Origin of the sequence: Micromonospora sp. WMMD723 (genome assembly GCF_049863385.1) — a bacterium.
GTDB lineage: Bacteria > Actinomycetota > Actinomycetes > Mycobacteriales > Micromonosporaceae > Micromonospora > Micromonospora wenchangensis.
The window spans coordinates 5,785,933-5,809,083 of record NZ_JBMKNR010000001.1; the positions used below are offsets into that span (position 1 = coordinate 5,785,933).

The window sequence follows — 23,151 nt, forward strand, 5'->3', positions numbered from 1 at the left end:
ACCGCACCGGCAGGGGAGCAGGGACAATGACCGCGGTCACCGTCATCACCGGCGGCAGCCGAGGCATCGGCGCCGCCACCGCCCGACGGCTCGCCGCCGCCGGCCACCACCTCGCCATCGGCTACCGCCACGACCACGCCGCCGCAGCCGCCGTCGTCGCCGACATCCACCGCCTCGGCCGCCGCGCCGTCGCCGTCCCCGCCGACACCACCGACCCCACCCAGATCGACCGCCTCTTCACCACCGCCGCCGACCTCGGCCCCCTCACCGCCCTGGTCAACAACGCCGGCGTCACCAGCCCCATCGGCCCCTTCACCGCACTGCGCCCCGACGACCTGCGCCGCGTCGTCGACGTCAACCTCATCGGGTACGTCCTCTGCGCCCAACAGGCCGCCCACCGGCTCACCCACGGCGGCGCCATCGTCAACATCTCCTCCGCCGCCGCCACCCTCGGCAGCCCGGGGGAGTACATCCACTACGCCGCCGTCAAAGCCGCCACCGACACCCTCACCATCGGCCTGGCCAAGGAACTCGCCCCCCGCGGCATCCGGGTCAACGCCGTCGCCCCCGGCATCATCCGCACCGACATCCACACCGACTCCGGCGTACCCGACCGCGCCGACACCGCCGCCGGGCGCATCCCCCTCGGCCGCGCCGGCGAACCCGACGAGGTCGCCGGCGCCGTCGCCTGGCTGCTCGGACCCGAAGCCACCTACACCACCGGCGCGGTACTACGCGTCGCCGGCGGCCTCTGACCGCCCAGCGCCATACCCTTTCACCCGGTGAACAGCCTCGCCGCCGTCAGCACCGTCTGCACCACCCCGTAACCCAGCAGCACCGACACCAGCGACCAGGAAACCCACAACCGGACCCGCTGCCCCCGGGGACCGTCCTCGTTCATCGCGCGCCACCCCTCCGCGTCGTCACCACATCCGTATCCCCGTCCCGCCCACCGGTCCGCTCGTGGTACCGCTGCGGCACCGGACGCACCAGCAGGTTCGCCACGAAGCCCACCGCCAGCACCCCGACCATCGTGAACAACGCCGGCCGGTACGCCGACGCCGTCAACGTCCCCGGCTCACCCTGCGCGTCCAGGAACGCGTTGACGATCAACGGCCCGGCCACCCCCGCCGCCGACCACGCGGTCAGCAACCGGCCGTGGATCGCCCCCACCTCGACCGTGCCGAACAGGTCCCGCAGGTACGCCGGAACGGTCGCGAACCCACCACCGTAGAACGACAGGATGACGCAGGCCAGCAGCACGAACAGCGCCGTCGCCGTCTGCCCGACCAGGGCCAGCGCCGCGTACAGCACCATCCCCACACCCAGGTACACCAGGTAGATCGGCCTGCGGCCGAGCACGTCCGACGTCGACGACCAGACGAACCGACCGGCCATGTTGAACAACGACAACAGGCCCACGAATCCGCCCGCCGCGGCCACCGACACCGCCGAGCCGCCCCCGTCGCGGAAGAAGTCCTGGATCATCGGGCTGGCCTGCTCCAGGATCCCGATGCCGGCGGTCACGTTGCAGAACAACACCACCCACAGCAGCCAGAACGCCCGGGTCCGCACCGCGTTCGCCGCCGACACGTTCGCCGTGGTCACCAGCGGCTTCGCCGCCACCGCAGCCGGATCGAACCCGTCCGGCCGCCAGTGCGCCGCCGGCACCCGCACGTTGACCACCCCGAACATCATGATCACGAAGTAGCCGACACCCAGCGTGACGAACAACCAGACCAACGCCGGTCCCGAGGCCGTCGACCCGGCGTCCGCCGGGTCGTACCCGGAGTCGTACAACGACAGCAGCTGACGCGACAGGGGAGAGGCCACCATCGCCCCACCACCGAAACCCATGATCGCCAGACCGGTGGCCAGCCCCGGCCGGTCCGGGAACCACTTGATCAACGTGGACACGGGGGAGATGTAGCCGATACCCAACCCGATCCCGCCCAACAGCCCGTACCCGACGTACAACAGCCACAGCTGCCCGGTGGCGATGCCCAGCGCGCCGACGCCGAACCCGGCCGCCCAGAAACACGCCGAGACGAACATCGCCTTGCGCGGCCCGTTCGCCTCGACCCAGGTGCCGGCGACCGCCGCCGACAACCCCAGCATCACGATCGCGATGCTGAAGATCACCCCGATCGCCGTCTGGCTCGCGTCGAAGTGCGCGATCAGGGAGTTCTTGTAGACGCTGGTCGCGTAGACCTGGCCGATGCAGAGATGGATCGCCAGCGCCGCCGGGGGGATCAGCCAGCGGCTGTACCCGGGCGGCGCGACGGTGTGCCGACGGTCGAGTGCGGACAGCATCGGTGCTTCCTCTCCGGGACATCGCGGTGACGTGCCCCTCACATGCCCCCGCCGCCCACGGCGGGCAAACCGGTGCCGCGCCCAGCGGTCGCCCCGGTGAGCCGGACGGTCACCGCAGCCGCCCCGATGCTGATTCGATAATGCACATTATGTAAAGTAAACCGGGAGAGGAGCCCCCTGCCGGCCTTCGGACACCCGGGATGCGACTGCCCACCTTCGGGGCCGCAACCGCTTCCCGCGCCCGCGCGGTAGACGCCGCACAACGGCGGGCCGCGCCCTGTCGCGCTGATCCGACGGGACGCCTGTGCGGGTCAGGCAGCCGACGAGCCACCGGTGTCCCCGTGGGACGTCAGTTGGTGTGCGTGGACTGCCGGTGCGGACAACGACCCGAGCGGATGCCGGCAGGTGGAACCCGGCCCGGTCCGGATGCACTGCGGAACAGCCTGATGTCGCTCCCCTCCCCTGGGTGGCCGGCAACCCGAGAAAGCTGCATAATATCCCTTATGCATGACAAACAGGACGAATCGGTTGGACGGCTCATCGAGGAGTTCCTGACCGCGCGGGCCACCCGCAAGCCCTCCCCACACACCCAGGAGGCGTACCGGCGGGACCTGCTGGCCGTCGCGACACTGGCCGGTGAGGAGTGCACCCCTCCCCTGTCCCCCGACCAGTTGATGATCTCCACCCTCTCCCCCCGGGTGATGCGGGCGGCGTTCGCCCGGTTCGCCGCGCCCCGGGCGGCGGCGTCGGTGCACCGGGCCTGGTCGAGCTGGAACGGGTTCTTCTCGTTCCTGGTGGCCGAGCAGGTGGTGGCGGGCAATCCGATGCCGGCGGTGGGGCGTCCCCGGGCGCCGCTCCCCCAGCCCAAGCCGTTGCGGGGTGAGGACACCCCGGAGCTGCTGCTGGAGTCGGTGTCGCGGGAGGACGCGCGGCAGCGTGACCCGTGGCCGGAGCGGGACGTGGCGGTGTTGGCGTTGGCGTTGTGCGCGGGGCTGCGTCTGGCGGAGCTGTTGGCGTTGCGGGTGTCGTCGGTGTCGGGGCGGGCCGGTGAGCGTCGGGTGGCGGTGGCCGGTAAGGGCGGTCGGCCGAGGGTGGTGCCGGTCGAGCCGGAGTTGGACGAGGTGGTGTCGGCCTACCTGGACAGTCGGCGGCGGCGGTTCGGGGCGCGCAGCGTCCGACCGGACGGGGTGTTGTTCGTGGACCGGCGGGGTGAGCCGTTGCGTCGGGGCGGGTTGCAGTATCTGGTGGATTCCTGTTATCGGCGGGCGGGGATCACCGACCGGGTGCCGGCGGGTGCGCGGTTGCACGCGTTGCGGCACACGTTCGCGACCCGGTTGGCCGAGGACGGGGCGGGGGCGGCGGAGATCATGCGGTTGTTGGGGCATGCGTCGTTGGCGTCGTCGCAGACGTACATCGAGGTGACGGCGGGTCAGCAGCGGGCGGCGGTGCGGTCGAACCGGACGAACCGGGTGTTGGTGGGGTTGGTGTCGGGTGGGCCGGGTGAGTGATCGGGGCGGTGTGTCAGGGGGTGGGTGTGGGATGGTGTGGGTGGACGCGACTGGCGGCACGGGGATGGGTCAACCATCGGGGAGCTCGTCGCGGGGGTCGACCGCCTGGGCCTCCGTGGTCGAGGTGAGCCATGTCTGTTTCCTCTTCTCTGTCCCCCACGTCCGGTACGGCGCGGTTGTTGCCGGGTGGGCCGGTGGCGGAGCGGATTCTCGCCGAGGTCGCCGAGGGGGTGGCGGCGTTGCGGGCGGTCGGGGTGGTGCCGGCGTTGGCGACGGTGCTGGTGGGTGACGACGACGCCAGTGCCGGGTACATCCGGATCAAGTCTCGGCAGGCGGCGGAGTTGGGGTTCGCGTCGCCGCACGTGCGGTTGCCCGGGTCGGCGTCGCAGGCGGATCTGCACCGGGTGTTGCGGGATTTCAACGACGACGCCGGGGTGCACGCGGTGTTGGTGCAGCATCCGGTTCCGGGGCATCTGGACTATGACCGGGCGTTGGAGGTGTTGGATCCGGATTCGGACGTGGACGGGATGCATCCGGTGAACATGGGCCGGTTGGCGTTGGGGTTGCCGGGGCCGTTGCCGTGTACGCCGGCGGGGATCGAGGCGTTGTTGGCGTTCCACGGGGTGCCGGTGGCGGGGCGGGAGGTGGTGGTGTTGGGTCGTGGTGCGACGTTGGGGCGTCCGTTGGCGATGTTGTTGGCGCAGAAGCGGCCGACGGCGAACGCGGCGGTGACGGTGGTGCACACGGGGGTGGCGGACTGGCCGCGGTACACGCGGCGGGCGGAGATCCTGGTGGCGGCGGCGGGGGTGCCGGGGATCGTGCGTCCGGAGCATGTGCGTCCGGGTGCGGTGGTGGTGGGTGGTGGGGTGCGGTACGAGGGTCGTCGGTTGTTGCCGGATGTGGACGAGTCGTGTGCGCGGGTGGCGGGGGCGATCACGCCGCGGGTGGGTGGGGTGGGTCCGACGACGGTGGCGATGTTGTTCCGTAACGCGTTGCGGGCGGCGCGGCGGGCGTGCGGGGCGGGGGTGCCCGGGTGGGGCGGTTCAGCCGAGGTCGACGACGAGGGGGCGGTGGTCGGAGATGGTGGAGCGGGGGGTGGCGGTGGCGGTGACCGGGGGTAGCCGGTGCCGGTCGTGGGGGTCGGCGAGGATGTGGTCGAGTTGCACGCGGGGTGCGGTGGCGGGGTAGGTGGGGTGGCGGGCGAGGGGTTGCCAGCCGGTGAGGAGGCGGGCGGGGCCGGCGGGGAGGTTGAGGTCGCCGAGGAGGATGCGGGGGGCGGGTAGGGCGCGTAGGGCGCGTACGACGCGGCGGAGTTGGTAGGCGTTCCAGCCGGGGACGAAGGACAGGTGGGTGGCGGCGGCGGTGAGGGGGCCGTGGGGGGTGTCGAGGACGGCGGCGAGGACGACGCGGGGTTCGTCGCGCAGGAGGATGAGGCCGCCGCCGGGGCCGGGGGCGTAGAGGGGTGAGCGGATGGGGGCGGGTTTGAGGCGGGTGACGTGCCAGCTGCGGACCCGGTGGCGGCTGATCAGGCCGATGCCGTAGCAGGGTTCGCCGTGGCCGTCGTCGTCGTGGCGTAGGGGGCGGAAGTGTTCGCCGGGGGTGCCGACGACGGCGGCGGCGAAGCGGTGTTCGGGGGCGTCGAGGGCGTGGGCGGCGATGGTGGTGAGGTCGTGGTGGCCGCTGCGGGACTGGTCGCGGTCGACTTCCTGGAGGGCGAGGATGTCGGCGTCGAGGGCGTGGACGGCGGCGGTGAGCCGGTCGGGGTCGACGAGTCCGTCGGTCAGGGAGCGGCCGTGGAGCAGGTTGAAGGTGGCCAGGCGCACGTGTGCACCCTACGTGGCGTGGGACAGTTGCTGGATGATCAGGTTGTTGTGTTGTTCGGTGCTGGTGTTCGTGGCGGTGGGTGTGGTGGGGATGTGGTTGCGCAGGCGGCGGGGGCGGTGAGGTGGGCCACTCGGGTGGGTGGGTGGCCGGGTGGGGTGGGGAGAATGGCGGGCCGTGGATGCTGTGTCGTTGACGACTCTGCTGACTGCGGCTGCCCTGGCCGGGTGGGTGGATGCGGTGGTGGGTGGGGGTGGGTTGTTGTTGTTGCCGGCGTTGTTGGTGGCGGCGCCGGGGGTGCCGGTGGCGACGGCGTTGGGGACGAACAAGTTGGCGGCGATCTTCGGCACGTCGACGGCGGCGGTGACGTATGCGCGGCGGACGGAGCTGGACTGGGCGGTGGCGGGTCCGGCGGCGGGGTTGGCGGTGCTGACGGCGGGGTTGGGTGCGGCGTTGGCGGGTGCGGTTCCGGGTAGCGCGTACCGGCCGGTGGTGCTCGTGGTGCTGGTGGCGGTGGCGGTGTTCGTGCTCGCGCGGCCGTCGCTGGGTGTGGTGGCGTGGCCGCAGCGGCGGACGCCGGTGCGGGTGGTGGTGGCGGTGGGGGTGGCGGGTCTGGGTATCGCCCTGTACGACGGGTTGATCGGGCCGGGTACGGGCACGTTCCTGGTGTTGGCGTTCACGGCGATTCTGGGTTCGGATTTCGTGCACGCCTCGGCGATGGCGAAGGTCGTGAATGCTGGCACGAATCTGGGTGCGCTTGTGGTGTTCGGGTTGACTGGGCATGTGTGGTGGGCGTTGGGTGCGGTGATGGCGGTGTGCAACGTGGCGGGGGCGGCGGTGGGGGCGCGGATGGCGTTGCGTCGGGGTGCGGGGTTCGTGCGGGTGGTGTTGCTGGTGGTGGTGTTGGCGTTGGTGGCGAAGTTGGGGTACGACCAGTGGCTGGCCGGCTGAGCGTGGGTGGCGCTCGGCCGGCCAGCCGGGGTTGGTGCGGGGTGTGTCGGTGGGTCAGGCGTGCCGGACGACGGTGTCGTAGTCGAGGCGGGGCAGCCGGGGGTGCCAGGCGTCGGGGCCGGGGTGGCCGATGTTGACCAGGAGCAGGGACTTCCAGCCGGTGCCGGTGAAGAATTCGTTGTCGACGCCGGTGGCGTCGAATCCGCCCATGGGTCCGGCGGCGAGGCCGGCGGCGCGGACGGCGAGGAGGAAGTAGCCGACCTGGAGGCCGGCGTTGAAGCGGGCCATGCCGTCGCGGGTGGCGGGGTCGGCGGCGAAGTGTTCGCGCATGCCGGGGCGGATGGGGAAGACGGTGTCGAGGTGTTCGTGGAAGTCGGTGTCGGCGGCGAGGACGGCGACGACGGGTGCGGTGGCGGTCTTGGCGCGGTTGCCCTCGGCGACGTGGGTGAGGAGGCGGTCGCGGCCGTCGCCGGGGCGGACGAACAGGACGCGCAGGGGTTGGACGTTCATGGCGGTGGGTGGGTACTTGGCGAGGTCGAAGATGGCGCGGAGTTGTTCGTCGCTGACGGGGGTGTCGGTGAAGGTGTTGGCCGTGCGGGCTTCGGTGAACAGTTGGGCCTGGGCCTGCGGGTCGAGGGTGATCAGGTGGCCGGGCAGTACGTCGGTCATGGTGTCCTCCGGTCGGAACGACGATTACTGCGACCAGAGTAGCAGCTAGTTTTTTCGAAGCTACTAGGGTGAGTTGCGGACCACGTATGCTGGGACGATGACGACGTGCTCCCCGACCGACGGCGGGCCCCGCGCCTGCCCCGGGGGGCTGTCCCGGGCGTTCGCGTTCCTCGGCAAGCGGTGGAACGGCATGATCCTCGGCACCCTCGCCCAGGGGCCGGCCGGCTTCGCCGAGCTGGCGCGGGCGCTGCCCGGCATCAGCGAGTCGGTGCTGTCGGACCGACTCGGTGAGCTGGCCCGGGTGGACCTGGTCAGCCGCACGGTGCGCGAGGGTCCCCCGCTGGGCGTCAGCTACCAGTTGACCGGGCGGGGCGCGGCCCTGCTGCCGGCGCTGGACGAGCTGGCCCGGTGGGCCGACGAGAACCTTCCCACGGGTCGTTGCTGACCGGTGCCGGTCCGCGCCGAACACGACCGTGCCGTGCTGGCCGCGCTGCTACGCCGTGATCCGGTGCTGCACGCCTACCAGCTGGGTGACCTGGACGAGTTCTTCTGGCCGTACACGTCGTGGTTCCGGCGCGGTGACCAGGTGGTGCTGCTCTACCACGGGGCGGTCGAGCCGGTGCTGCTGGCGTTCGCCGCGCAGCGCGACAGCGCGGCCATGGCGGCGCTGCTCGACGAGGTGGCCCCGGTGCTGCCGGCCCGCCTGTACGCGCACCTGTCCCCCGGCCTGGAGCGGGTCCTCGCGGGCCGGTACGTCCTCACCCCGGCCGGGGCGCACCTGCGGATGGCGTTGACCGACCCGGGGCGGCTCGCCGGCACCGCCGCCACCGGTGAGGTGCTCGACGCGGCGGACCTGCCGGCGTTGCGGGACCTGTACGCGGTGGCGTACCCGGGGAACTGGTTCGACGCGCGGATGCTCGACACCGGCCACTACGTGGGGATACGCGAGGGCGACGCGCTGCTGGCGGTGGCCGGGGTGCACGTGTGGTCGCCGACGTACCGGGTGGCCGCGGTGGGGAACGTGACCACCCGCCCGCAGGTGCGGGGGCGGGGCCTGGGCGCTGCGGTGGTGGCCGCGTTGTGTGCCCGGTTGGCGGCGAGCGTCGACCATGTGACGTTGAACGTGCGGGCCGACAACGCGGTGGCCGTGCGCCTCTACGAACGGTTGGGGTTCACCCGCGTCGCCGGGTTCGGCGAGTACACGTTGACCGTCGGGGCGGGGTCAGCCGCGTCGGCGGGGTGAGTCGAACCGGCCGGCGCGGATCTCCCGCAGGGCCTTGCGGCGGACGTCGCCGCGCAGGGTGTCGACGTAGAGCCGGCCGGCGAGGTGATCGGTCTCGTGTTGCAGGGCACGGGCGAGGAAGCCGCTGCCGGAGATGGTCAGCGGGTCACCGTGCCGGTCGACGCCGTGCACGGTGGCGTGCAGGGCGCGGCGGGTCGGGAAGTACAGGCCGGGGATGGACAGGCAGCCCTCGTCGTCGTCCTGGATGTCGTCGGACAGTTCGATGGTGGGGTTGATCAGGTGTCCCCGGTGGCCGTCGGCGTCGTAGACGAACACCTGGGCGTCGACGCCGATCTGGGGGGCGGCGACACCGGCCCGGCCGGGTTCGCCGGTGAGGGTGTCCATCAGGTCGTCGACGAGCTGCTGCAGGGCGTCGTCGAAGCGGGTCACCGGGGTGCAGGCGGTGCGCAGGACGGGGTCACCGATGATCCGGATCGGGCGTACGGTCATGTCGGGAAGGCTATCGGGGGGTCGCCGGTGGCGGTGAGTCGGCGCACCGGTCGGCGATGAGCGCGGCGATGCCGTCGAGGACGCGGGCCAGGCCGAACTCGAAGGCGCGGGTCGGGTCGGTGGCGGCCTGGTACTCCTGCCCGGCGGCGGCGCCGACCCGGGCGGCGGTGGGGAACCTCGCCGGGTCCATGACCTTCTCCAGGTAGGGGGCGTGGGCGTGCCACCACTGTTCGTCGGTGAGGCCGGTGCGACCGGTGGCCTGGGCGGTCTCCACCGCGCCGCGTACCGCGCCGTGGACGTAGGAGTCGACGAGGGTGACCACGGCGTCCATCTCCAGGTCGGTCAGGCCGGTGCCCTCGACGGCGCGTAGTTCGTAGTCGTAGCGGGCGGTGACCTGGGGGCCCAGCGGGGGGCGGGTGGTGGCGACCTGCAGCAGCCACGGGTGGCGCAGGTACAACGCCCACTTGTCCCGGGCGATGCGCTCCAGTCGGCCGCGCCAGCCGCCGGGGACGTCGGTGGGGCGGGGGGTTTCGCCGTGCACGGTGTCGAGCATGACGTCGAGCAGTTCCCCCTTGCCGGGCACGTGCGTGTAGAGGGACATGGTGCCGACGCCGAGACGTTCGGCGACCCGACGCATGGACAGCGCGGCGAGCCCCTCGGCGTCGGCGACGTCGATGGCGGCCCGGACGATCTGGTCGACGCCGAGGTCGCCGCTGCGGCTGACCCGCTCGCGGGTGCGCCACAGCAGGGCGAGGCTGCGGGCGGGGTCACCGGTGCCGCTGTACTCGACGTGCATGCCCGCCACCCTAACGGCCCGGGTGCGCTCAGCCGGCGGCGAGCAGGGCCCGTAGCGGGGCGGCCTTCGCGGCGGCTTCGGCGACCTCGGCGGTGGGGTCACTGTCCCAGGTGATGCCGCCACCGGCCCACAGGTGCAGCCGGTCGTGGTCGGCGGCGGCGGTGCGGATGGTCAGGCCCAAATCGAGGTGGCCGGGGCCGATCCAGCCGAACGCGCCCATGCCGGCGCCCCGGCCGACGGGTTCCACGGCGGCGATCAGCGCCAGCGCGGCGTGTTTGGGCGCGCCGGTGACCGAGCCGCCGGGGCAGGTGGCGCGCAGCAGGTCGGTCAGGCCGGCCCCGTCGGCGAGGGCCGCCGACACGGTCGACTCGGCCTGCCACAGGTCACACCAGCGGCGGACGGTGAACAGGTCGTCGACGGTCACCGAGCCGGTGCGGGCGATGCGGGCGAGGTCGTTGCGTTCCAGGTCGACGATCATGATGTGTTCGGCGCGTTCCTTGGCGGAGGCGAGCAGGTCGCGGCGGCCGGCCGGGGTGGCGGGGCGGGTGCCCTTGATGGGGCGGGTGACGACCCGGCCGGCGTGCACGGCGACGAGGGTTTCCGGTGAGGCGCAGCCGATGCTCCAGCCGTCGCCGTGCAGGGTGCCGCCGTAGCGGGCGCCGGGTAGTCCGGCGAGGCGGGCCAGGGCGGGCCGGGGGTCACCGGTGTAGGTGGCGGCGGCGTGGCCGACCACGTTGACCTGGTAGACGTCGCCGCGGGCGATGGCGGCGCGGACGGCACGTACGGCGTCGGCGTGCTGGGTGCCGGTCCAGCTGTCCCGCCACGGGCCGAGCCGCAGCCGGTCGGGTGCCGGTGCGGCGGGCGGCGGGCGGCGGGGGCCGTGGTCGTAGACGACGACGGCGACGTCGGGCAGGGCGGGCACGGGGCTGGCGGGGCCGGTGGGTGCGCCGGCCATCCGGGCCCCGGCGGCGGCGGAGACGAACAGGGCGGCGCCGCAGGGGCCGTCGGCGCGGTGGGCCGCCGGGCGGGTCAGGTCGTCGACGGGCAGGCCGTGGGCGGTGAGGAAAGCGGTGATCTGCGCGGCCGGGTCACCACCGTCGGTGATCTGCCACTCGTAGCGGTCGCGTTCGACGAGCACGCTGCGGCAGGGGGCCGGCACTGCGGGTACGTCGACCGGGACCGTTGGGAGCGTTTCCACGCCGGGTGGCTGATTCCTCCTCATCCGTTCAGCGGATTTCCGGGCAACATGGCGGAAGGCTGCTCGATCCGGTGCGCCGTCCCTTGGTACTGTGCGTCACTGGTCATGTGAACCATGACACAGTGCCCCCACAGTCCGGAGAACCCGATGTGCCAGCACCAGATCCCCTGTCCCTCCGCCGAAGCGACCGACCGGGACGCCGCCCGAGTCATCGCCTGCTTCCCTGAGCAGGGCTGGAGCCTGCTCTGCAACGGTGTCATCGTCTTCGAGGACACCGGTGAACTCCTCCCTGACGGCAGCACCATCGCCCCGCACCGCGGGCCGGCCCGGCACGCCCTCGTCGCCTGACCCGATCACGATGCGTCGGCGACGCCGACCCGTCGCACCAGGCTAGCCCCCACGTGGGGGCCGCCCTCCCCCGGTCGCCGCACCGGGGCGGCACACGACCGCCGCCCCGGCACCGCGCCTCAGTCCTGGAACGCCTCCGGCGCCGGACACGAACACACCAGGTTCCGGTCGCCGTACGCGCCGTCGACGCGCCGCACCGGCGGCCAGTACTTCCCCACCCGGTCCACCCCGGCCGGGTACGCGCCCACCGACCGCGGATACGGGTGCGGCCACTCGTCCCCGGACACCATCGCCGCGGTGTGCGGGGCGTTGCTCAGCGGGTTGTCCCCCGCCGGCCACCGCCCCGACGCCACCTCGTCGATCTCCGCCCGGATGGCGATCATCGCGTCGCAGAACCGGTCCAGCTCGGCCAGGTCCTCACTCTCGGTCGGCTCCACCATCAGCGTCCCCGCCACCGGGAACGACATCGTCGGCGCGTGGAACCCGTAGTCGATCAGACGCTTCGCAACGTCGTCGACACTGACCCCGGTCGCCTTCGTCAACGGCCGCAGATCCAGGATGCACTCGTGCGCCACCAGGCCCTTGTTGCCGGTGTACAGCACCGGGAAGTGGTCGCGCAGCCGCACCGCCACGTAGTTCGCGGCCAGCACCGCCACCCCCGTCGCCCGGGCCAGCCCCGCCGCGCCCATCATCCGCAGGTACGCCCACGGGATCGGCAGGATGCCCGCCGACCCGTACCGGGCCGCCGAGATCGCCGGCGCACCCGCCACCCGGGCACCCGACGGGTCACCCGGCAGATACGCCGCCAGGTGCTCCCGCACCGCCACCGGACCCACCCCCGGCCCGCCGCCGCCGTGCGGAATGCAGAACGTCTTGTGCAGGTTCAGGTGCGACACGTCCGCCCCGAACCGGCCCGGCTTGGCGAACCCGACCAGCGCGTTGAGGTTCGCCCCGTCGACGTACACCTGGCCGCCGGCGTCGTGGACCTTCGCGCACAGCGACGCGATGCCCGTCTCGTACACGCCGTGCGTCGACGGGTACGTCACCATGATCGCCGCGAGGGCGTCCCGATGCTTGTCGATCTTCGCGTCGAGGTCGACCAGGTCGACGTTGCCGTCGGCGTCACAGCCGACCACCACCACCCGCATCCCGGCCATCACCGCCGACGCGGCGTTCGTGCCGTGCGCCGACGACGGGATCAGACACACGTCCCGGTGACCGTCACCCCGGTCCCGGTGGTACGCGCGGATCGCCAACAACCCGGCCAGCTCCCCCTGCGACCCGGCGTTGGGCTGCACACTGACCGCGTCGTAGCCGGTCACCTCCGCCAGCCACCCCTCCAGCTGCCCGATCAGCTCCCGGTAACCGGCGGTCTGCTCGTCCGGGGCGAACGGATGCAGATGGGCGAACTCCGGCCACGTCACCGGCTCCATCTCGGTGGTCGCGTTCAGTTTCATCGTGCACGACCCCAACGGGATCATGCCCCGGTCCAGGGCGTAGTCGAAGTCCGCCAGCCGACGCAGGTACCGCAGCATCGCCGTCTCCGACCGGTGGCTGCGGAACACCGGATGGGTGAGGAAGTCGGTGTCCCGCGCCAACCCGGCCGGCACCGCCTCCGCCACGTCCCCGACGACCGGGTCCACCCCGAACGCCTCCCACACCACCGCCAGGTGCCCCCCGGTGGTCGTCTCGTCACACGACACCCCCACCCGGTCGGCGTCGACCAGCCGCAGGTTCACCCCCCGCTCCCGCGCCGCCGCCACCACCCGCGCCGCCCGACCCGGCACCACCGCCGTCACCGTGTCGAAGAACACCCCGTCGACGACCTCGACGCCACCGGCGCGCAGCCCCGCCGCCAACCGCAGCGCCATCGACCGGGTACGGTCGGCGATCCGCCGCAGCCCGTCCGGCCCGTGGTACACGGCGTACATGCCGGCCATCACCGCCAGCAGCACCTGCGCGGTGCAGATGTTGCTGGTCGCCTTCTCCCGCCGGATGTGCTGCTCCCGCGTCTGCAACGCCAACCGGTACGCCGGCTCACCGGCCGCGTCCCGGGACACCCCGACCAGCCGACCCGGCAGCATCCGCTCCAACCCGGCCCGCACCGCCAGGTAACCGGCGTGCGGCCCCCCGAAGCCCATCGGCACCCCGAACCGTTGGGTGGTGCCCGCCGCGATGTCCACCCCGATCCGCCCCGGCGCCCGCAGCAGCGTCAACGCCAACAGGTCCGCCGCCACCGTCACCAACGCGCCCACCGCGTGCGCCGCCGCCACCAGCGGCGCATGGTCCCGCACCAGCCCCGACGCCCCCGGATACTGCAGGTGCAGCCCGAAGAACTCCGCCGGCAACTCCTCGACGGCCAGGTCCACCACCCGCACCTCGATACCCAACGGCTCGGCCCGACCGCACAGCACCGCGACGGTCTGCGGCAACGCGTCGGCGTCGACCACGTACACGGCGCTGCGGCTCTTCGACGCCCGCCGCGCCAACGTCATCGCCTCCGCCGCCGCGGTCGCCTCGTCGAGCATCGACGCGTTCGCCGTCGCCAGACCGGTCAAGTCCGTCACCATCGTCTGGAAGTTCAGCAGCGCCTCCAACCGGCCCTGACTGATCTCCGGCTGGTACGGCGTGTACGCCGTGTACCAGGCCGGGTTCTCCAGCACGTTGCGGCGGATCACCGCCGGGGTGTGGGTGCCGTGGTAACCCAGACCGATCATCGACACCGCCACCGTGTTCCGGGACGCCAACGCCCGCAGCTCGGCGATCGCCTCCCGCTCGGTGGCCGGCGCCGGCAGATCCAACGCCCCGTGCCAGCGGATCACCTCGGGGATCGCCGCGTCCATCAGCTCGTCGATCGACCCGTACCCGACGGCCTCCACCATGCGGCGCTCGTCGTCCGGACCGGGACCGATGTGCCGGTCGGCGAACTGCTCTACGGTCATGCGTGACGCTCCTGACTCAGGCGGCGAGGTCGACGGATCGGCCTCCCCCTGAGTCACGCCACGGGCGCTCCACAGTGCCTGCCCGTCGCGGTCCTTCTGCCTGAGAGGTTCCGGGGAGAATCTGCCCCTTCGGCGCCGCCCGGATACTGCTGGGCGATCTCTCCCGCGCGGGTGGTGTCGGCATGGTCAACGCTACCAGCGCCCCCGTTACCGACGGATGTCGTACCCCCGCCCGGGTGGATGTCAGCCGGCCGGCGCTCGCCGACCGGGTGGCACGGCCGCCGCCACCCGGTCGGCGAGCGCCGGCAGGAACCAGCCCAGCGGTGCGTCCACCCGCAGCGTCGCATACCCGTCACCGCGGGTGGGACCCTGGTTGGCGATCACCACCGGAATGCCCGACTTCGCCGCCCGCAGCACGAACCGACGCCCCGACAACACCGTCAACGACGACCCCAGCACCAGCACCGCCCGCGCCGCGTCGACCATCGCGAAACACCGCGCCACCCGCGCCGCCGGCACCGACTCCCCGAAGAACACCACGTCCGGTTTCAGCATCCCCGCGCCACAACAGCCGCAGTCGACCATCCGGAACCCGGCCACCCGGGCGTCATCGAGATCCACGTCACCGTCGGGATTCACCACCGCCACCGTCGCGTCGAACCCCGGATTCGCCGCCACCAGCCGCCGGTGCAGCTGCGCCCGCGCCGTTCGGTCACCGCAGCGCAGGCACACCACCGTGTCCAGGCGGCCGTGCAACTCCACCACCTGCCCGCTGCCCGCCGCCGTGTGCAGACCATCGACGTTCTGCGTGATCACCCCGTCGACCAGGCCGGCGGCCTGCAACCGGGCCACCGCCCGGTGCCCGCCGTTCGGCGTCGCCCCCACGATCGTGCGCCACCCCAGGTGACTACGCGCCCAGTACCGTCGCCGCGCCGCCGCATCCCCGACGAACGCCTGGTACGTCATCGGTGTGTGCCGGCGGGCCGCACCCGTCGGCCCCCGGTAGTCGGGGATACCCGACTCGGTGGACAGGCCCGCCCCACTCACCACCACGACCCCACCGGCCGCCACCAGCGCGGCCACCGCGTCGATCGTCTCCGTCACCCGTCCCATGCTGCCTCAGCGACCCCACCCGCGGCGACCCGCACACGCGCGTGCGGGTCGCACGGGGTCAACCGCCCAGCACCGCCCGCAGCTGCGCACTGGCCCCACCGGCCGCCGCCGCGTCCGCCCGCAGCTGCTCCGACTGCGCCGCAAGATACGACTGCCACCGGTTGAGCTGTTGCTGCGCCGCAGCGACCGCCGCCAACGCCGCCGCGTGCCGCTCCTCCAACGCCTGCAACTTCCCCGCCAACTCCGGCGACGGCACGGCGGCCGGCGCAACCGCCGCACCCACCTCACCGGCCCGCCGGTGCGCATCGGCGAGGATCTCCTCCGCCTGCCGCCGCGCATCGGCGATGATCTCCGCGCCCTCCGCGCTGGCCTCACCGATCGTCCGGTTCGCCTCGTCCTGCGCCCGCATCGCCAACTCGACGGTCATCGGATCCGGTCCCTGCGGCGCGGTGCTCGGCAACGTCCCGTGCCGCAGCATCTCCACCTGACTCAGCAGCCCCTGGTTCTCCCGCCGCTGCCGCTCCAACTCCGCCGTCAGCAACCCGATCCGGTCGTCGGCCGCCCGCACCACCGCCGCGACCTCGTCGGCGGACAACCAGTGGCTGCCCCGGAACCGCCGCTCCTCCAACACCGACAACTGGCGGGCGATCTCACCCTGCTCGGCCAAAACCCGGTCGGAGTGGTCGACGCTCATCGGGCACCTGTCCCACTGAAGTCGCGCGGGCCCACGGCACCGGCCTCGGCGAGCGGCGGATAGAGAGAATGATCATAGCTCTCGGTCAGGATCTGCTCCGGCGCCACACCCGCACGCACCAGCATCGCCACCGTGTCCCGGGTCATCTCCGGACTCCCACACACCAGGATCTCCGTGTCCACCCACGGCCCCAACCGCACCGCCGTGTCACCCGCCCGACCGATCGCCCCCTGCCAACCCCAGCCCGTCTCCACCGTCGGCACATACCGCAACCACCCCGCGCCCGCATGCTGCCACCCCGCCGCCGGCGGCATCGCCGCCAACCGCGACAACGCCGCCTCGTCGTACAGGTCATCCGGGGTACGACCACCCACCACCAGCGTCGTACGCCGCCCCGCGCCCTGCTGCACCGCCTCCACCACCGCCCGCAACGGCGCCAACCCCGTCCCACCAGCGATCAGCAACAACGGCAGGTGCGGCGACCGGTCGTACGACGACAACGCCGACCCCGTCGGATGCCCCAACAACAACCGCTCCCCCGCCCGCAACCGGCGCACCAGATACGTGGAGAACCGGCCCGCCGCCCGCACGTGGAACTCGATCGTCCCGTCCGCCCGAGGCGCGTTCGCCGGCGACAGGTACCGCCACGTCCGCAACTGCGGCACCTGCACCGGCAACGACTGCCCCGGCCGGTAGTTGCACAGATAGTTCGGACGCACCGTGAACACCATGATGTCGGCGCGACGACGCTCCGCCGTCACCACCTCCGCCTCCCAGTGCGGCGGCGACGACAGCTCCGCCTCCGCCGCCCCGTCGAGCATCATCTTCGCCACCAGCTCGTACGCCGCCGCCCACTGCGCCCGCAACGCCGGGGTGAAGTACGGGCCGAGGAAACGCTCCAACGTGGCCAGCAACGCCTGACCCACCCAGATGTAGTGCCGCTCCCCCAACACCACCGGGTTACCCCGCTGGTCGTGGCCGTGGAACCGCCGGTGATCCGCACCCAACCGCTGCGCGAACGCCGTCAACGCCTCCGGATCGTCCAAACTGGTGATGATGTGACCCAACGCGGCCAGGAGCTTGTCCTCCTGGTACTGCATGTTCGTCGGGAACATCGACCGGGCCTCCGGCGACACCACGAACAACGTGGCATAGAAATACTTCGCCGCCTCCGGCCCGGCGGCGGAGAACTGGCTCCAACTCTGGCGCAACGCCGCGTTGTCCATCGTCAGTCCTCCTGCGCGCGAGCCACGTCGTGACGCTCACGCAACGTCATCGCCACCACACCATCCGGGTCGTAAACGCGGTCAGTCTGCCAGAGATTCGGATTCGGGACCCGGGTGTCGTAGTAACGGTGATGCACCGCATGCAACGCCGCCCACCCCACACTCCCGTTCAACCACGACCAGTCACCGTGCACCGGCCGACCCGCCCGCTCCTCCTGCGCACAGAACTTCATGAACAACTCCGACTCGGTGTGCGGATCGGACACCCGCACCCCCGCCACCCGGAACGAGTGCAGCACCGCCTGGTTCAACACCAACGCCGCATGCTCCCGCCACAGGGTGTCCTCCCGCGACGTGTCCAACCCCAACCCCGCCGCCACCACCGGCAACTGGTCGTACCGCTCCCGGTCGCCCATGTTCCGGGTCCCGATCTCGTCACCCAGATAGTGACCGTTGAACGGCGCGCAACTGTAGTCGACCCCGCCGATACGCAGACGCATGTTACTGATCACCGGTAGCGCATGCCAACGCAGCATCAGATCCGCGAACCACGGATGATCCGGATGGGTCAACGCCACCTCCCGCACCAACTCCCGCGGCACCTCCCACACCGACGGCGACTCGTGCGCCGTCTCGATCACCCACGGCAACAGATCGAACCGACCCGGCACCGGCGGCGGACGCCACCCCAACCGGCGGGCCGCCCGCACCATCGCCACCTGCGCCGGATCACCCAACACCCCGCCATCGGCACGCACATGACCGCAGTACCGCACCAACTGGTCGTTCCAGATCCGCGCCCGCGGACCCACCCCCGGCCGGTCCGGCGCGAACACCGTGATCACCGACTGGATCCGACCCCCGTTGTCCCCCGCCGCCAGATGCGCCGCCAACTCCTGCGCGATCCCCGCCGCCGTCGTCACGTGCCGACGGTCCCGCACCCGCAACCCCGCCCACCGCACCCGACCCACACACCGCGCCGACTGCCGCCACGCCACCTTCGCCCCGTACTCCAACTCCTCCCGGGTGTGCCGGTACGAGCCGGTCAACGCGACCTCCTCCCGCACCTCCGCCAGCCGCGCCGCCAACCCCGGCAGCTGCCGCTCGGCGTGCAACGCCCCCAGGAACTCCGTCGCCTCGGCCAGCACGTCCCCATCGGAGCCCACCGGCTCGGCAGGCGACGCGGCGGTGACCGGGCAACGCAACTCGGCGGCATGATCGGCGACAGCACCGCCGGCCCGCGCGGAACCCAGGCCGACATAGTGATCGATGTGCACTTCGGTTCGTTTCCCGTCCTCGGCGGGACCACGGATGCGACCCCCGCACCATGCTCCACGCATCAGCTCGACGCCACCACCAACCGTCACTCACCGTGACCCGATCGGTGTCTCTGGTGATCGCCCTGGACAGGATTCCTGGCCGGAGAACACCTGTCAACAACAGCGCTCCATCCCAGAACGTCCCTTATGGACGGCAACGGCGGCCCGACCCACCCCCGGGACCACCAGAGTCCACCCGGCATACCGAGCCGACTTCCGGCACCACCCGGACACGACGACGCCGCGACCGGAACCCGGCCGCGGCGTCCACACCACCTGAATCAACCCGCCCGACGCCGCGCCCGCCGCGCCGCCAACTCGTCCCCCACCACCTCCGACGACACACCCTCCTGCGCCGCCGGTACCACCTCACCACCACCCGGCACCGCCGGCTCCGCCGGCAGATGCGACAACGAACCCTGGATCTCCTTGAACGCCCCACCGATCGCGATCCCGAACACCCCCTGGCCACCCTGCAACAGATCCACCACCTCCTCCGGGGACCGGCACTCGTACACCGTCGTCCCGTCCGAGATCAGCGTGATCCCCGCCAGGTCCTCCACCCCACGCGACCGCAACGCCTCGATCGCCTTACGGATGTTCTGCAACGAAACCCCGGCGTCCAGCAGCCGCTTCACGACCTTCAACACCACCAGATCGCGGAACGAGTACAACCGCGACGTCCCCGAACCCGACGCGTCCCGCACACTCGGCACCACCAGCGTCGTCCGCGCCCAGTAGTCCAGCTGACGGTAACTGATCCCCGCCGCATGACAGGCCGTCACACCCCGGTAACCAACCGCACCGTCCCCGTCCACCGGCACCGACGGCGCCACCGACTCGCCCCGCTCCACACCTGGCTCAGGCTCCCGCGGCTCGTGCATCCCGACAACCTCCCCGTCAGTGCGGTAACACGCCGGTGCCACCGACGCACACCCCTCGACACGGCAACCCTAACGCCGCACCAAGCGGTTACCACGGAGAAACCGCCGCGACACGCCGCGCGACGACACACCACGACACCGGCATCGCCACCGCGACACCCACGACGAAGCCACGATCAGCCCGCGAAATCCTCCGGACGCACCTGCTCCAGGAACTCCCGGAACTTCTCCACCTCATCCTCCTGCTCGTCGGGAATCACGATCCCCGCCTCACTGAGGACCTGCTCCGCACAACGAATAGGCGCACCCACCCGCAACGCCAACGCGATCGAATCACTCGGCCGGGCCGACACCCGCACCCCGTCACCCAGCAACAGATCAGCGTAGAAGACGTTCTCCTTCAACTCGGTGATCTCCACCGCCCGCAACGGCGCCTGCAACGCCGCCAGCACGTCCCGCAACAGATCATGCGTCAACGGCCGGGCCGGTTTGACCCCCTGCTGCTCATAAGCGATGGCCGTGGCCTCGACCGCACCGATCCAGATCGGCAGATAGCGGTCGCCCTCGACCTCCCTGAGCAGGACGATCGGTTGGTTGCTGGGCAGCTCCACCCGAACCCCGACCACGCTCAGCTCGCGCACCGCCGCCTCCGTGTCGTTGTCGCCTACACCCGCACCGCGCCCCGTCCCTGCACGGTACACGGACCACGACACGGCAGTCCCCACCGCACCAGCCCCGCACCGCGCCGGAAAAGGGTTTACCCCGGCAAGCCTACGGCACGCTTCCCGGGGCAGAACCTTCCGCACACACCAGCCGAACCCCTCACCGACCCAACGTCGACCGCAACCCCACCCGCACCAACGCCGCATGCAACTGCTGCGACAACGCCACCAACTCCCGCGCCGTCTCCGCCGCCCGCGCCCGCGCCGCCGGATCAGACTGCCGCGCCAACGGCGCCACCAACTGCGCGAACAAACCCACCTCACGATCCGCCGACGACCGGTAACCCCGCAGATGACGAGGCTCCAACCCGTACGCCGCCAAACCCGCCACCGCCCGCGCGATGATCAACGCATCCGCGTCATACCACCCCGGCGGATCCGGCACCAACACCCCGAGCCGCTCCAACTCACCCAACGTCGACTCGGCGATCCCACTACGCGCCACCAGATCGGCCCGCCCGAGCCGCACCTGCGACTCAGGCTCCTCCGCCGACCGGCCCGGCACCTCACCACCGGGACCCACCGCCACCAACGTCGGTCGCTGCCGACCCGGCGCCTCCTCACCACCGTCCCACTGCGCCAACTGCTCACGAATCACCCGCAACGGCAGATACTGATCACGCTGCGCAGTCAACACGAACCGCAACCGGGCCACATCATCCCAGCTGTACTTCCGGTACCCCGCCGCCGTCCGCTGCGGCTCCACCAGACCCTCGGCCTCAAGGAACCGCAACTTCGAAATCGTGACGTCCGGAAACTCCACCCGCAGCTGACCCAACACCTCACCGATACTCATCAGCGGGTGCGACCGGGCCGCCCCGGACGGCATGGAGGCCGCAGGCTCGTTCACCCCCGGCCGGCCTCCTCCTCCGGGCGAGGACCGGCGATGAACACCACCCGGAACTTACCGATCTGCACCTCGTCGCCATTGCTCAACGTGGCAGCCTCCACCCGCTCCCGGTTCACGTAGGTGCCGTTCAGACTCCCCACATCCCGCACCGTGAACGTCCCGGAATCCCGATGGAACTCCGCATGCCGCCGCGACACCGTCACATCGTCCAGGAAGATGTCACTGTCCGGATGCCGGCCACTCGTCGTCACATCATGGTCCAACAGGAACCGGGCACCCGCATTCGGGCCCCGACGAACCACCAGCAGCGCCATACCCGGCGGCAACGAGCCGGACATCCGACTCGGCACCACATCGGTGTCCGGACCCTCCAGCACTTCGTCCAACGAACCGAGATTGAGCGTCGAAGTGACGTCGAGCGGGGGGAACTCGTCGCCTGGGCGCGTCATGGGACCACCTCACGGATCAGTTTCGGTCAGCACAGGATAACGGCGGGTACGGCCCCCGGGAAGATCACCCGACGACTGGCTCCCCCTGCCCACGAAAGGCAATCACCCAACACTGCACCAATTTGGGGTTCTCGGTCGACTGGGCGAGCCTAGCCAGCGCCGAAATGCAGGGCAACCGGACGCGCGGCACAAACACCCACGCCCGGCACGACACCACTCAGCTCTCGGTGAGCTCACGATACGCGGCAGCGGTCAACAACCCGTCCACCGCCGCCGGGTCCGCCGGCACGATCTCCACCAACCAACCCGCACCGTACGGATCAGAATTGATCACCTCAGGAGTGTCGGCCAACGCCTCGTTGCGCGCCGCCACCGTCCCACTCACCGGCGCGTAGATCTCCGACACGCTCTTGGTCGACTCGATCTCACCCAACGACTCACCGGCCTCCACCACCGCACCGGAGTCCGGCAACTGGACGAACACGATGTCACCCAGCGCATCCTGCGCGAACTGGGTGATACCCACCCGGACGTTACCGCCCTCGGCACCCACCACCCACTCGTGCTCGGCGGTGTAACGCAGATCCTCAGGAATCACCAGCGCGTCCCTCATCCATCGGTGCACCGGGACCACCCGGCGCGGCCGCGCCGGTCAGGAGACCGGACGGGCGTGTTCCAGCTTCAACGGCGCGTGCAGCGCCGAAACCTCGGCAACCTCACGATCCTCGACGCTCACGTTACCGCCGTCACCGCGAACCGATGCGGCCACCCCGCCCGGAATGTTCAACGCGGTACGCATCGTCTCCGGGTCACCGATCACCGTGATCGTGTACGGACCCGTCAACGGCCGCCCGTCCACCACCAACACGTCCCCCGCCCCGTCCAGGAAGTACGTCGAGGCGATGATCCGCGCCGACGCCCGATCCCCACCCGAGATCTGCATCGCCTCCGCACCCGCACCCCGCAACTCCTGCACCGCGTCCAACACCCGGTCCGCCCGGATCGGCTTACCACCCGGCTCGAACCGCACCGCCAACCCCGGCCCCCGCGCCGGCAACGTACCCGCCAGGATGCCCAACTCGTCGGCCCGCTTCGTCGCCTCCTCCAACGCCGCCTGCCGACCCTGCTCACCCGAACGCAACTGCCGCTGGCTGTCCTCCAGGCCCTCGATGTCCTGCTGCAGACGCTTCTCCCGGGAATCCAGATCCGAGAAGATCCGCACCAGGTCCTCCTGCCGGGTCGCCGCCAACGTCGGATCCGTCGAGGTCGTCTTCAACTGCACCACCAACGTGAACCCCAACAACGCCAGCAACGCCGCGATCATCACCGCCGCCGAGGACACCTTCCGCCCCGCCGGACCCGCCGACGAGGGCCCGGCCGCGCCCGACGGCTCCGCCGACGCCACCTCCGCCAGGTTCACCGTCGCCCCGTCGTCGTCACCCGACCCCGACGGCCGCTCCCGCGACGGCTCATCCGGCACCAACGGACTCAACTCGTCCGCATCCGGCGCGTCCGGCCGCGGATCCGGCTCACCCGCCGGCCCCGGCGGACGCACCGGCTCCACCGGCTGCGGCCACCCCGTACCCGTCTCCCGATGCTCGTCGCTCACGACACCA

General features: G+C 71.5%; 25 protein-coding genes and 2 riboswitches. Of the genes, 7 read left to right on the forward strand and 18 right to left on the reverse strand.

Translation table 11 applies throughout. The features are described 5' to 3' along the window. The first annotated feature begins 26 nt into the window (after positions 1-26). Positions 27-755 (forward strand): SDR family oxidoreductase, encoded by a 729-nt coding sequence (locus ACN261_RS25075; protein WP_421482113.1) that lies wholly within the window; start codon positions 27-29, stop codon positions 753-755. A gap of 20 nt (positions 756-775) precedes the next feature. Here the strand turns inward: ACN261_RS25075 and ACN261_RS25080 are convergent, their stop codons facing one another. Both ACN261_RS25080 and ACN261_RS25085 read right to left on the reverse strand, forming a co-directional pair. Beyond that, a complete protein-coding gene (locus ACN261_RS25080) occupies positions 776-901 on the reverse strand; it encodes an MFS transporter small subunit (RefSeq protein WP_421482114.1) in 126 nt (41 codons plus the stop codon). Next, entirely contained in the window at positions 898-2,313 is a 1,416-nt protein-coding gene (locus ACN261_RS25085) for an OFA family MFS transporter (protein ID WP_425852466.1), read from the reverse strand. Before ACN261_RS25085 ends, ACN261_RS25080 begins: the two co-directional genes overlap by 4 nt. A 503-nt stretch (positions 2,314-2,816) precedes the next feature. On the opposite strand from ACN261_RS25085, the gene ACN261_RS25090 reads away from it, so the two are divergent. Both ACN261_RS25090 and ACN261_RS25095 read left to right on the forward strand, forming a co-directional pair. Further along, complete coding sequence (locus tag ACN261_RS25090) at positions 2,817-3,821, forward strand: tyrosine-type recombinase/integrase (RefSeq protein WP_421482116.1); 1,005 nt, start codon at positions 2,817-2,819, stop codon at positions 3,819-3,821. Between the two features lie 41 nt (positions 3,822-3,862). Continuing rightward, positions 3,863-3,939: riboswitch (ZMP/ZTP riboswitch) on the forward strand. 13 nt (positions 3,940-3,952) lie between these two features. Then, entirely contained in the window at positions 3,953-4,942 is a 990-nt protein-coding gene (locus ACN261_RS25095; protein ID WP_425852467.1) for a bifunctional 5,10-methylenetetrahydrofolate dehydrogenase/5,10-methenyltetrahydrofolate cyclohydrolase, read from the forward strand. Here the strand turns inward: ACN261_RS25095 and ACN261_RS25100 are convergent. Further along, a complete protein-coding gene (locus ACN261_RS25100; RefSeq protein WP_421482118.1) occupies positions 4,865-5,644 on the reverse strand; it encodes an endonuclease/exonuclease/phosphatase family protein in 780 nt (259 codons plus the stop codon). The two genes, ACN261_RS25095 and ACN261_RS25100, sit on opposite strands and share 78 nt — an antisense overlap. A gap of 190 nt (positions 5,645-5,834) precedes the next feature. Between ACN261_RS25100 and ACN261_RS25105 the strand changes: the two genes are divergently transcribed. Continuing rightward, positions 5,835-6,593 (forward strand): sulfite exporter TauE/SafE family protein, encoded by a 759-nt coding sequence (locus tag ACN261_RS25105; protein WP_421482119.1) that lies wholly within the window; start codon positions 5,835-5,837, stop codon positions 6,591-6,593. A 54-nt stretch (positions 6,594-6,647) separates the two neighbouring features. On the opposite strand, the gene ACN261_RS25110 is transcribed toward ACN261_RS25105, so the two are convergent. After that, the gene (locus ACN261_RS25110) at positions 6,648-7,262 is read right to left on the reverse strand and encodes a malonic semialdehyde reductase (protein ID WP_421482120.1); all 615 of its coding nucleotides are present in this window, start codon (positions 7,260-7,262) and stop codon (positions 6,648-6,650) included. Between the two features lie 97 nt (positions 7,263-7,359). On the opposite strand from ACN261_RS25110, the gene ACN261_RS25115 reads away from it, so the two are divergent. Next, complete coding sequence (locus tag ACN261_RS25115) at positions 7,360-7,707, forward strand: winged helix-turn-helix transcriptional regulator (protein ID WP_421482122.1); 348 nt, start codon at positions 7,360-7,362, stop codon at positions 7,705-7,707. Positions 7,708-7,710: 3 nt separating this feature from the next. Next, positions 7,711-8,505: a GNAT family N-acetyltransferase gene (locus ACN261_RS25120; RefSeq protein WP_421482123.1), complete on the forward strand. Its 795-nt coding sequence runs from the start codon at positions 7,711-7,713 to the stop codon at positions 8,503-8,505. Here the strand turns inward: ACN261_RS25120 and def are convergent. Genes def through ACN261_RS25135 form a run of 3 tightly spaced genes read right to left on the reverse strand, consistent with a single transcriptional unit; the run spans position 8,485 to position 11,012 of the window. Further along, positions 8,485-8,994 carry a peptide deformylase gene (gene def, locus ACN261_RS25125; RefSeq protein WP_425852471.1) on the reverse strand — a complete coding sequence of 170 codons (510 nt, stop codon included), beginning with the start codon at positions 8,992-8,994 and terminating at the stop codon, positions 8,485-8,487. The genes ACN261_RS25120 and def overlap by 21 nt on opposite strands. Before the next feature lie 10 nt (positions 8,995-9,004). Further along, a complete protein-coding gene (locus ACN261_RS25130; protein WP_421482125.1) occupies positions 9,005-9,790 on the reverse strand; it encodes a TetR/AcrR family transcriptional regulator in 786 nt (261 codons plus the stop codon). Between the two features lie 28 nt (positions 9,791-9,818). Further along, the gene (locus ACN261_RS25135) at positions 9,819-11,012 is read right to left on the reverse strand and encodes a chorismate-binding protein (protein ID WP_421482126.1); all 1,194 of its coding nucleotides are present in this window, start codon (positions 11,010-11,012) and stop codon (positions 9,819-9,821) included. Between the two features lie 123 nt (positions 11,013-11,135). Here ACN261_RS25135 and ACN261_RS25140 point away from each other — a divergent pair, with 123 nt between their 5' ends. Next, on the forward strand, positions 11,136-11,336 hold the full coding sequence (locus tag ACN261_RS25140) for a DUF5999 family protein (RefSeq protein ID WP_088647339.1): 201 nt from the start codon (positions 11,136-11,138) through the stop codon (positions 11,334-11,336). A gap of 119 nt (positions 11,337-11,455) precedes the next feature. Here the strand turns inward: ACN261_RS25140 and gcvP are convergent, their stop codons facing one another. From gcvP to ACN261_RS25195, 11 genes are all read right to left on the reverse strand, one after another. Next, positions 11,456-14,278 (reverse strand): aminomethyl-transferring glycine dehydrogenase, encoded by a 2,823-nt coding sequence (gcvP, locus tag ACN261_RS25145; protein WP_425852473.1) that lies wholly within the window; start codon positions 14,276-14,278, stop codon positions 11,456-11,458. A 78-nt stretch (positions 14,279-14,356) separates the two neighbouring features. Continuing rightward, a riboswitch (glycine riboswitch) is annotated at positions 14,357-14,454 on the reverse strand. Positions 14,455-14,521: 67 nt separating this feature from the next. Further along, complete coding sequence (locus tag ACN261_RS25150) at positions 14,522-15,391, reverse strand: NAD-dependent protein deacetylase (RefSeq protein ID WP_425852475.1); 870 nt, start codon at positions 15,389-15,391, stop codon at positions 14,522-14,524. Between the two features lie 58 nt (positions 15,392-15,449). Then, positions 15,450-16,085, reverse strand: coding sequence for a hypothetical protein (locus ACN261_RS25155; protein ID WP_421482130.1), 636 nt, complete (start codon positions 16,083-16,085; stop codon positions 15,450-15,452). Next, positions 16,082-17,311, reverse strand: coding sequence for a globin domain-containing protein (locus ACN261_RS25160; RefSeq protein ID WP_421482131.1), 1,230 nt, complete (start codon positions 17,309-17,311; stop codon positions 16,082-16,084). Before ACN261_RS25160 ends, ACN261_RS25155 begins: the two co-directional genes overlap by 4 nt. Positions 17,312-17,313: 2 nt before the next feature. Further along, the gene (locus tag ACN261_RS25165) at positions 17,314-18,516 is read right to left on the reverse strand and encodes a nitric oxide synthase oxygenase (RefSeq protein WP_421486819.1); all 1,203 of its coding nucleotides are present in this window, start codon (positions 18,514-18,516) and stop codon (positions 17,314-17,316) included. A gap of 395 nt (positions 18,517-18,911) precedes the next feature. Continuing rightward, a complete protein-coding gene (locus ACN261_RS25170; protein ID WP_357927684.1) occupies positions 18,912-19,514 on the reverse strand; it encodes a MerR family transcriptional regulator in 603 nt (200 codons plus the stop codon). 176 nt (positions 19,515-19,690) lie between these two features. Next, complete coding sequence (locus tag ACN261_RS25175; RefSeq protein ID WP_088647333.1) at positions 19,691-20,155, reverse strand: bifunctional nuclease family protein; 465 nt, start codon at positions 20,153-20,155, stop codon at positions 19,691-19,693. A gap of 181 nt (positions 20,156-20,336) precedes the next feature. Then, positions 20,337-21,032, reverse strand: a complete 696-nt coding sequence (locus ACN261_RS25180; RefSeq protein ID WP_204928411.1) for a MerR family transcriptional regulator — start codon at positions 21,030-21,032, stop codon at positions 20,337-20,339. Between the two features lie 50 nt (positions 21,033-21,082). After that, positions 21,083-21,535 carry an oxoglutarate dehydrogenase inhibitor Odhl gene (gene odhI, locus ACN261_RS25185; protein WP_067311506.1) on the reverse strand — a complete coding sequence of 151 codons (453 nt, stop codon included), beginning with the start codon at positions 21,533-21,535 and terminating at the stop codon, positions 21,083-21,085. A gap of 217 nt (positions 21,536-21,752) precedes the next feature. Further along, entirely contained in the window at positions 21,753-22,133 is a 381-nt protein-coding gene (gene gcvH / locus ACN261_RS25190) for a glycine cleavage system protein GcvH (RefSeq protein WP_204928412.1), read from the reverse strand. 54 nt (positions 22,134-22,187) lie between these two features. Continuing rightward, positions 22,188-23,144: a DUF881 domain-containing protein gene (locus ACN261_RS25195; protein ID WP_421482132.1), complete on the reverse strand. Its 957-nt coding sequence runs from the start codon at positions 23,142-23,144 to the stop codon at positions 22,188-22,190. Between the last annotated feature and the right edge of the window lie 7 nt (positions 23,145-23,151).

Excerpts from the sequence above, each read along its gene's own strand:
- ACN261_RS25130 (WP_421482125.1), bottom strand. The coding sequence starts at position 9,790 with ATGCACGTCGAGTACAGCGGCACCGGTGACCCCGCCCGCAGCCTCGCC.
- ACN261_RS25110 (WP_421482120.1), bottom strand. The coding sequence starts at position 7,262 with ATGACCGACGTACTGCCCGGCCACCTGATCACCCTCGACCCGCAGGCC.
- ACN261_RS25180 (WP_204928411.1), bottom strand. The coding sequence starts at position 21,032 with ATGAGTATCGGTGAGGTGTTGGGTCAGCTGCGGGTGGAGTTTCCGGAC.
- ACN261_RS25135 (WP_421482126.1), bottom strand. The coding sequence starts at position 11,012 with ATGAGGAGGAATCAGCCACCCGGCGTGGAAACGCTCCCAACGGTCCCG.
- ACN261_RS25080 (WP_421482114.1), bottom strand. The coding sequence starts at position 901 with ATGAACGAGGACGGTCCCCGGGGGCAGCGGGTCCGGTTGTGGGTTTCC.
- ACN261_RS25075 (WP_421482113.1), top strand. The coding sequence starts at position 27 with ATGACCGCGGTCACCGTCATCACCGGCGGCAGCCGAGGCATCGGCGCC.
- odhI (WP_067311506.1), bottom strand. The coding sequence starts at position 21,535 with ATGACGCGCCCAGGCGACGAGTTCCCCCCGCTCGACGTCACTTCGACG.
- ACN261_RS25160 (WP_421482131.1), bottom strand. The coding sequence starts at position 17,311 with ATGGACAACGCGGCGTTGCGCCAGAGTTGGAGCCAGTTCTCCGCCGCC.
- ACN261_RS25090 (WP_421482116.1), top strand. The coding sequence starts at position 2,817 with ATGCATGACAAACAGGACGAATCGGTTGGACGGCTCATCGAGGAGTTC.
- ACN261_RS25170 (WP_357927684.1), bottom strand. The coding sequence starts at position 19,514 with ATGCACGAGCCGCGGGAGCCTGAGCCAGGTGTGGAGCGGGGCGAGTCG.
- ACN261_RS25150 (WP_425852475.1), bottom strand. The coding sequence starts at position 15,391 with ATGGGACGGGTGACGGAGACGATCGACGCGGTGGCCGCGCTGGTGGCG.
- gcvP (WP_425852473.1), bottom strand. The coding sequence starts at position 14,278 with ATGACCGTAGAGCAGTTCGCCGACCGGCACATCGGTCCCGGTCCGGAC.
- ACN261_RS25115 (WP_421482122.1), top strand. The coding sequence starts at position 7,360 with ATGACGACGTGCTCCCCGACCGACGGCGGGCCCCGCGCCTGCCCCGGG.
- ACN261_RS25155 (WP_421482130.1), bottom strand. The coding sequence starts at position 16,085 with ATGAGCGTCGACCACTCCGACCGGGTTTTGGCCGAGCAGGGTGAGATC.
- ACN261_RS25085 (WP_425852466.1), bottom strand. The coding sequence starts at position 2,313 with ATGCTGTCCGCACTCGACCGTCGGCACACCGTCGCGCCGCCCGGGTAC.
- ACN261_RS25140 (WP_088647339.1), top strand. The coding sequence starts at position 11,136 with ATGTGCCAGCACCAGATCCCCTGTCCCTCCGCCGAAGCGACCGACCGG.
- ACN261_RS25095 (WP_425852467.1), top strand. The coding sequence starts at position 3,953 with ATGTCTGTTTCCTCTTCTCTGTCCCCCACGTCCGGTACGGCGCGGTTG.
- def (WP_425852471.1), bottom strand. The coding sequence starts at position 8,994 with ATGACCGTACGCCCGATCCGGATCATCGGTGACCCCGTCCTGCGCACC.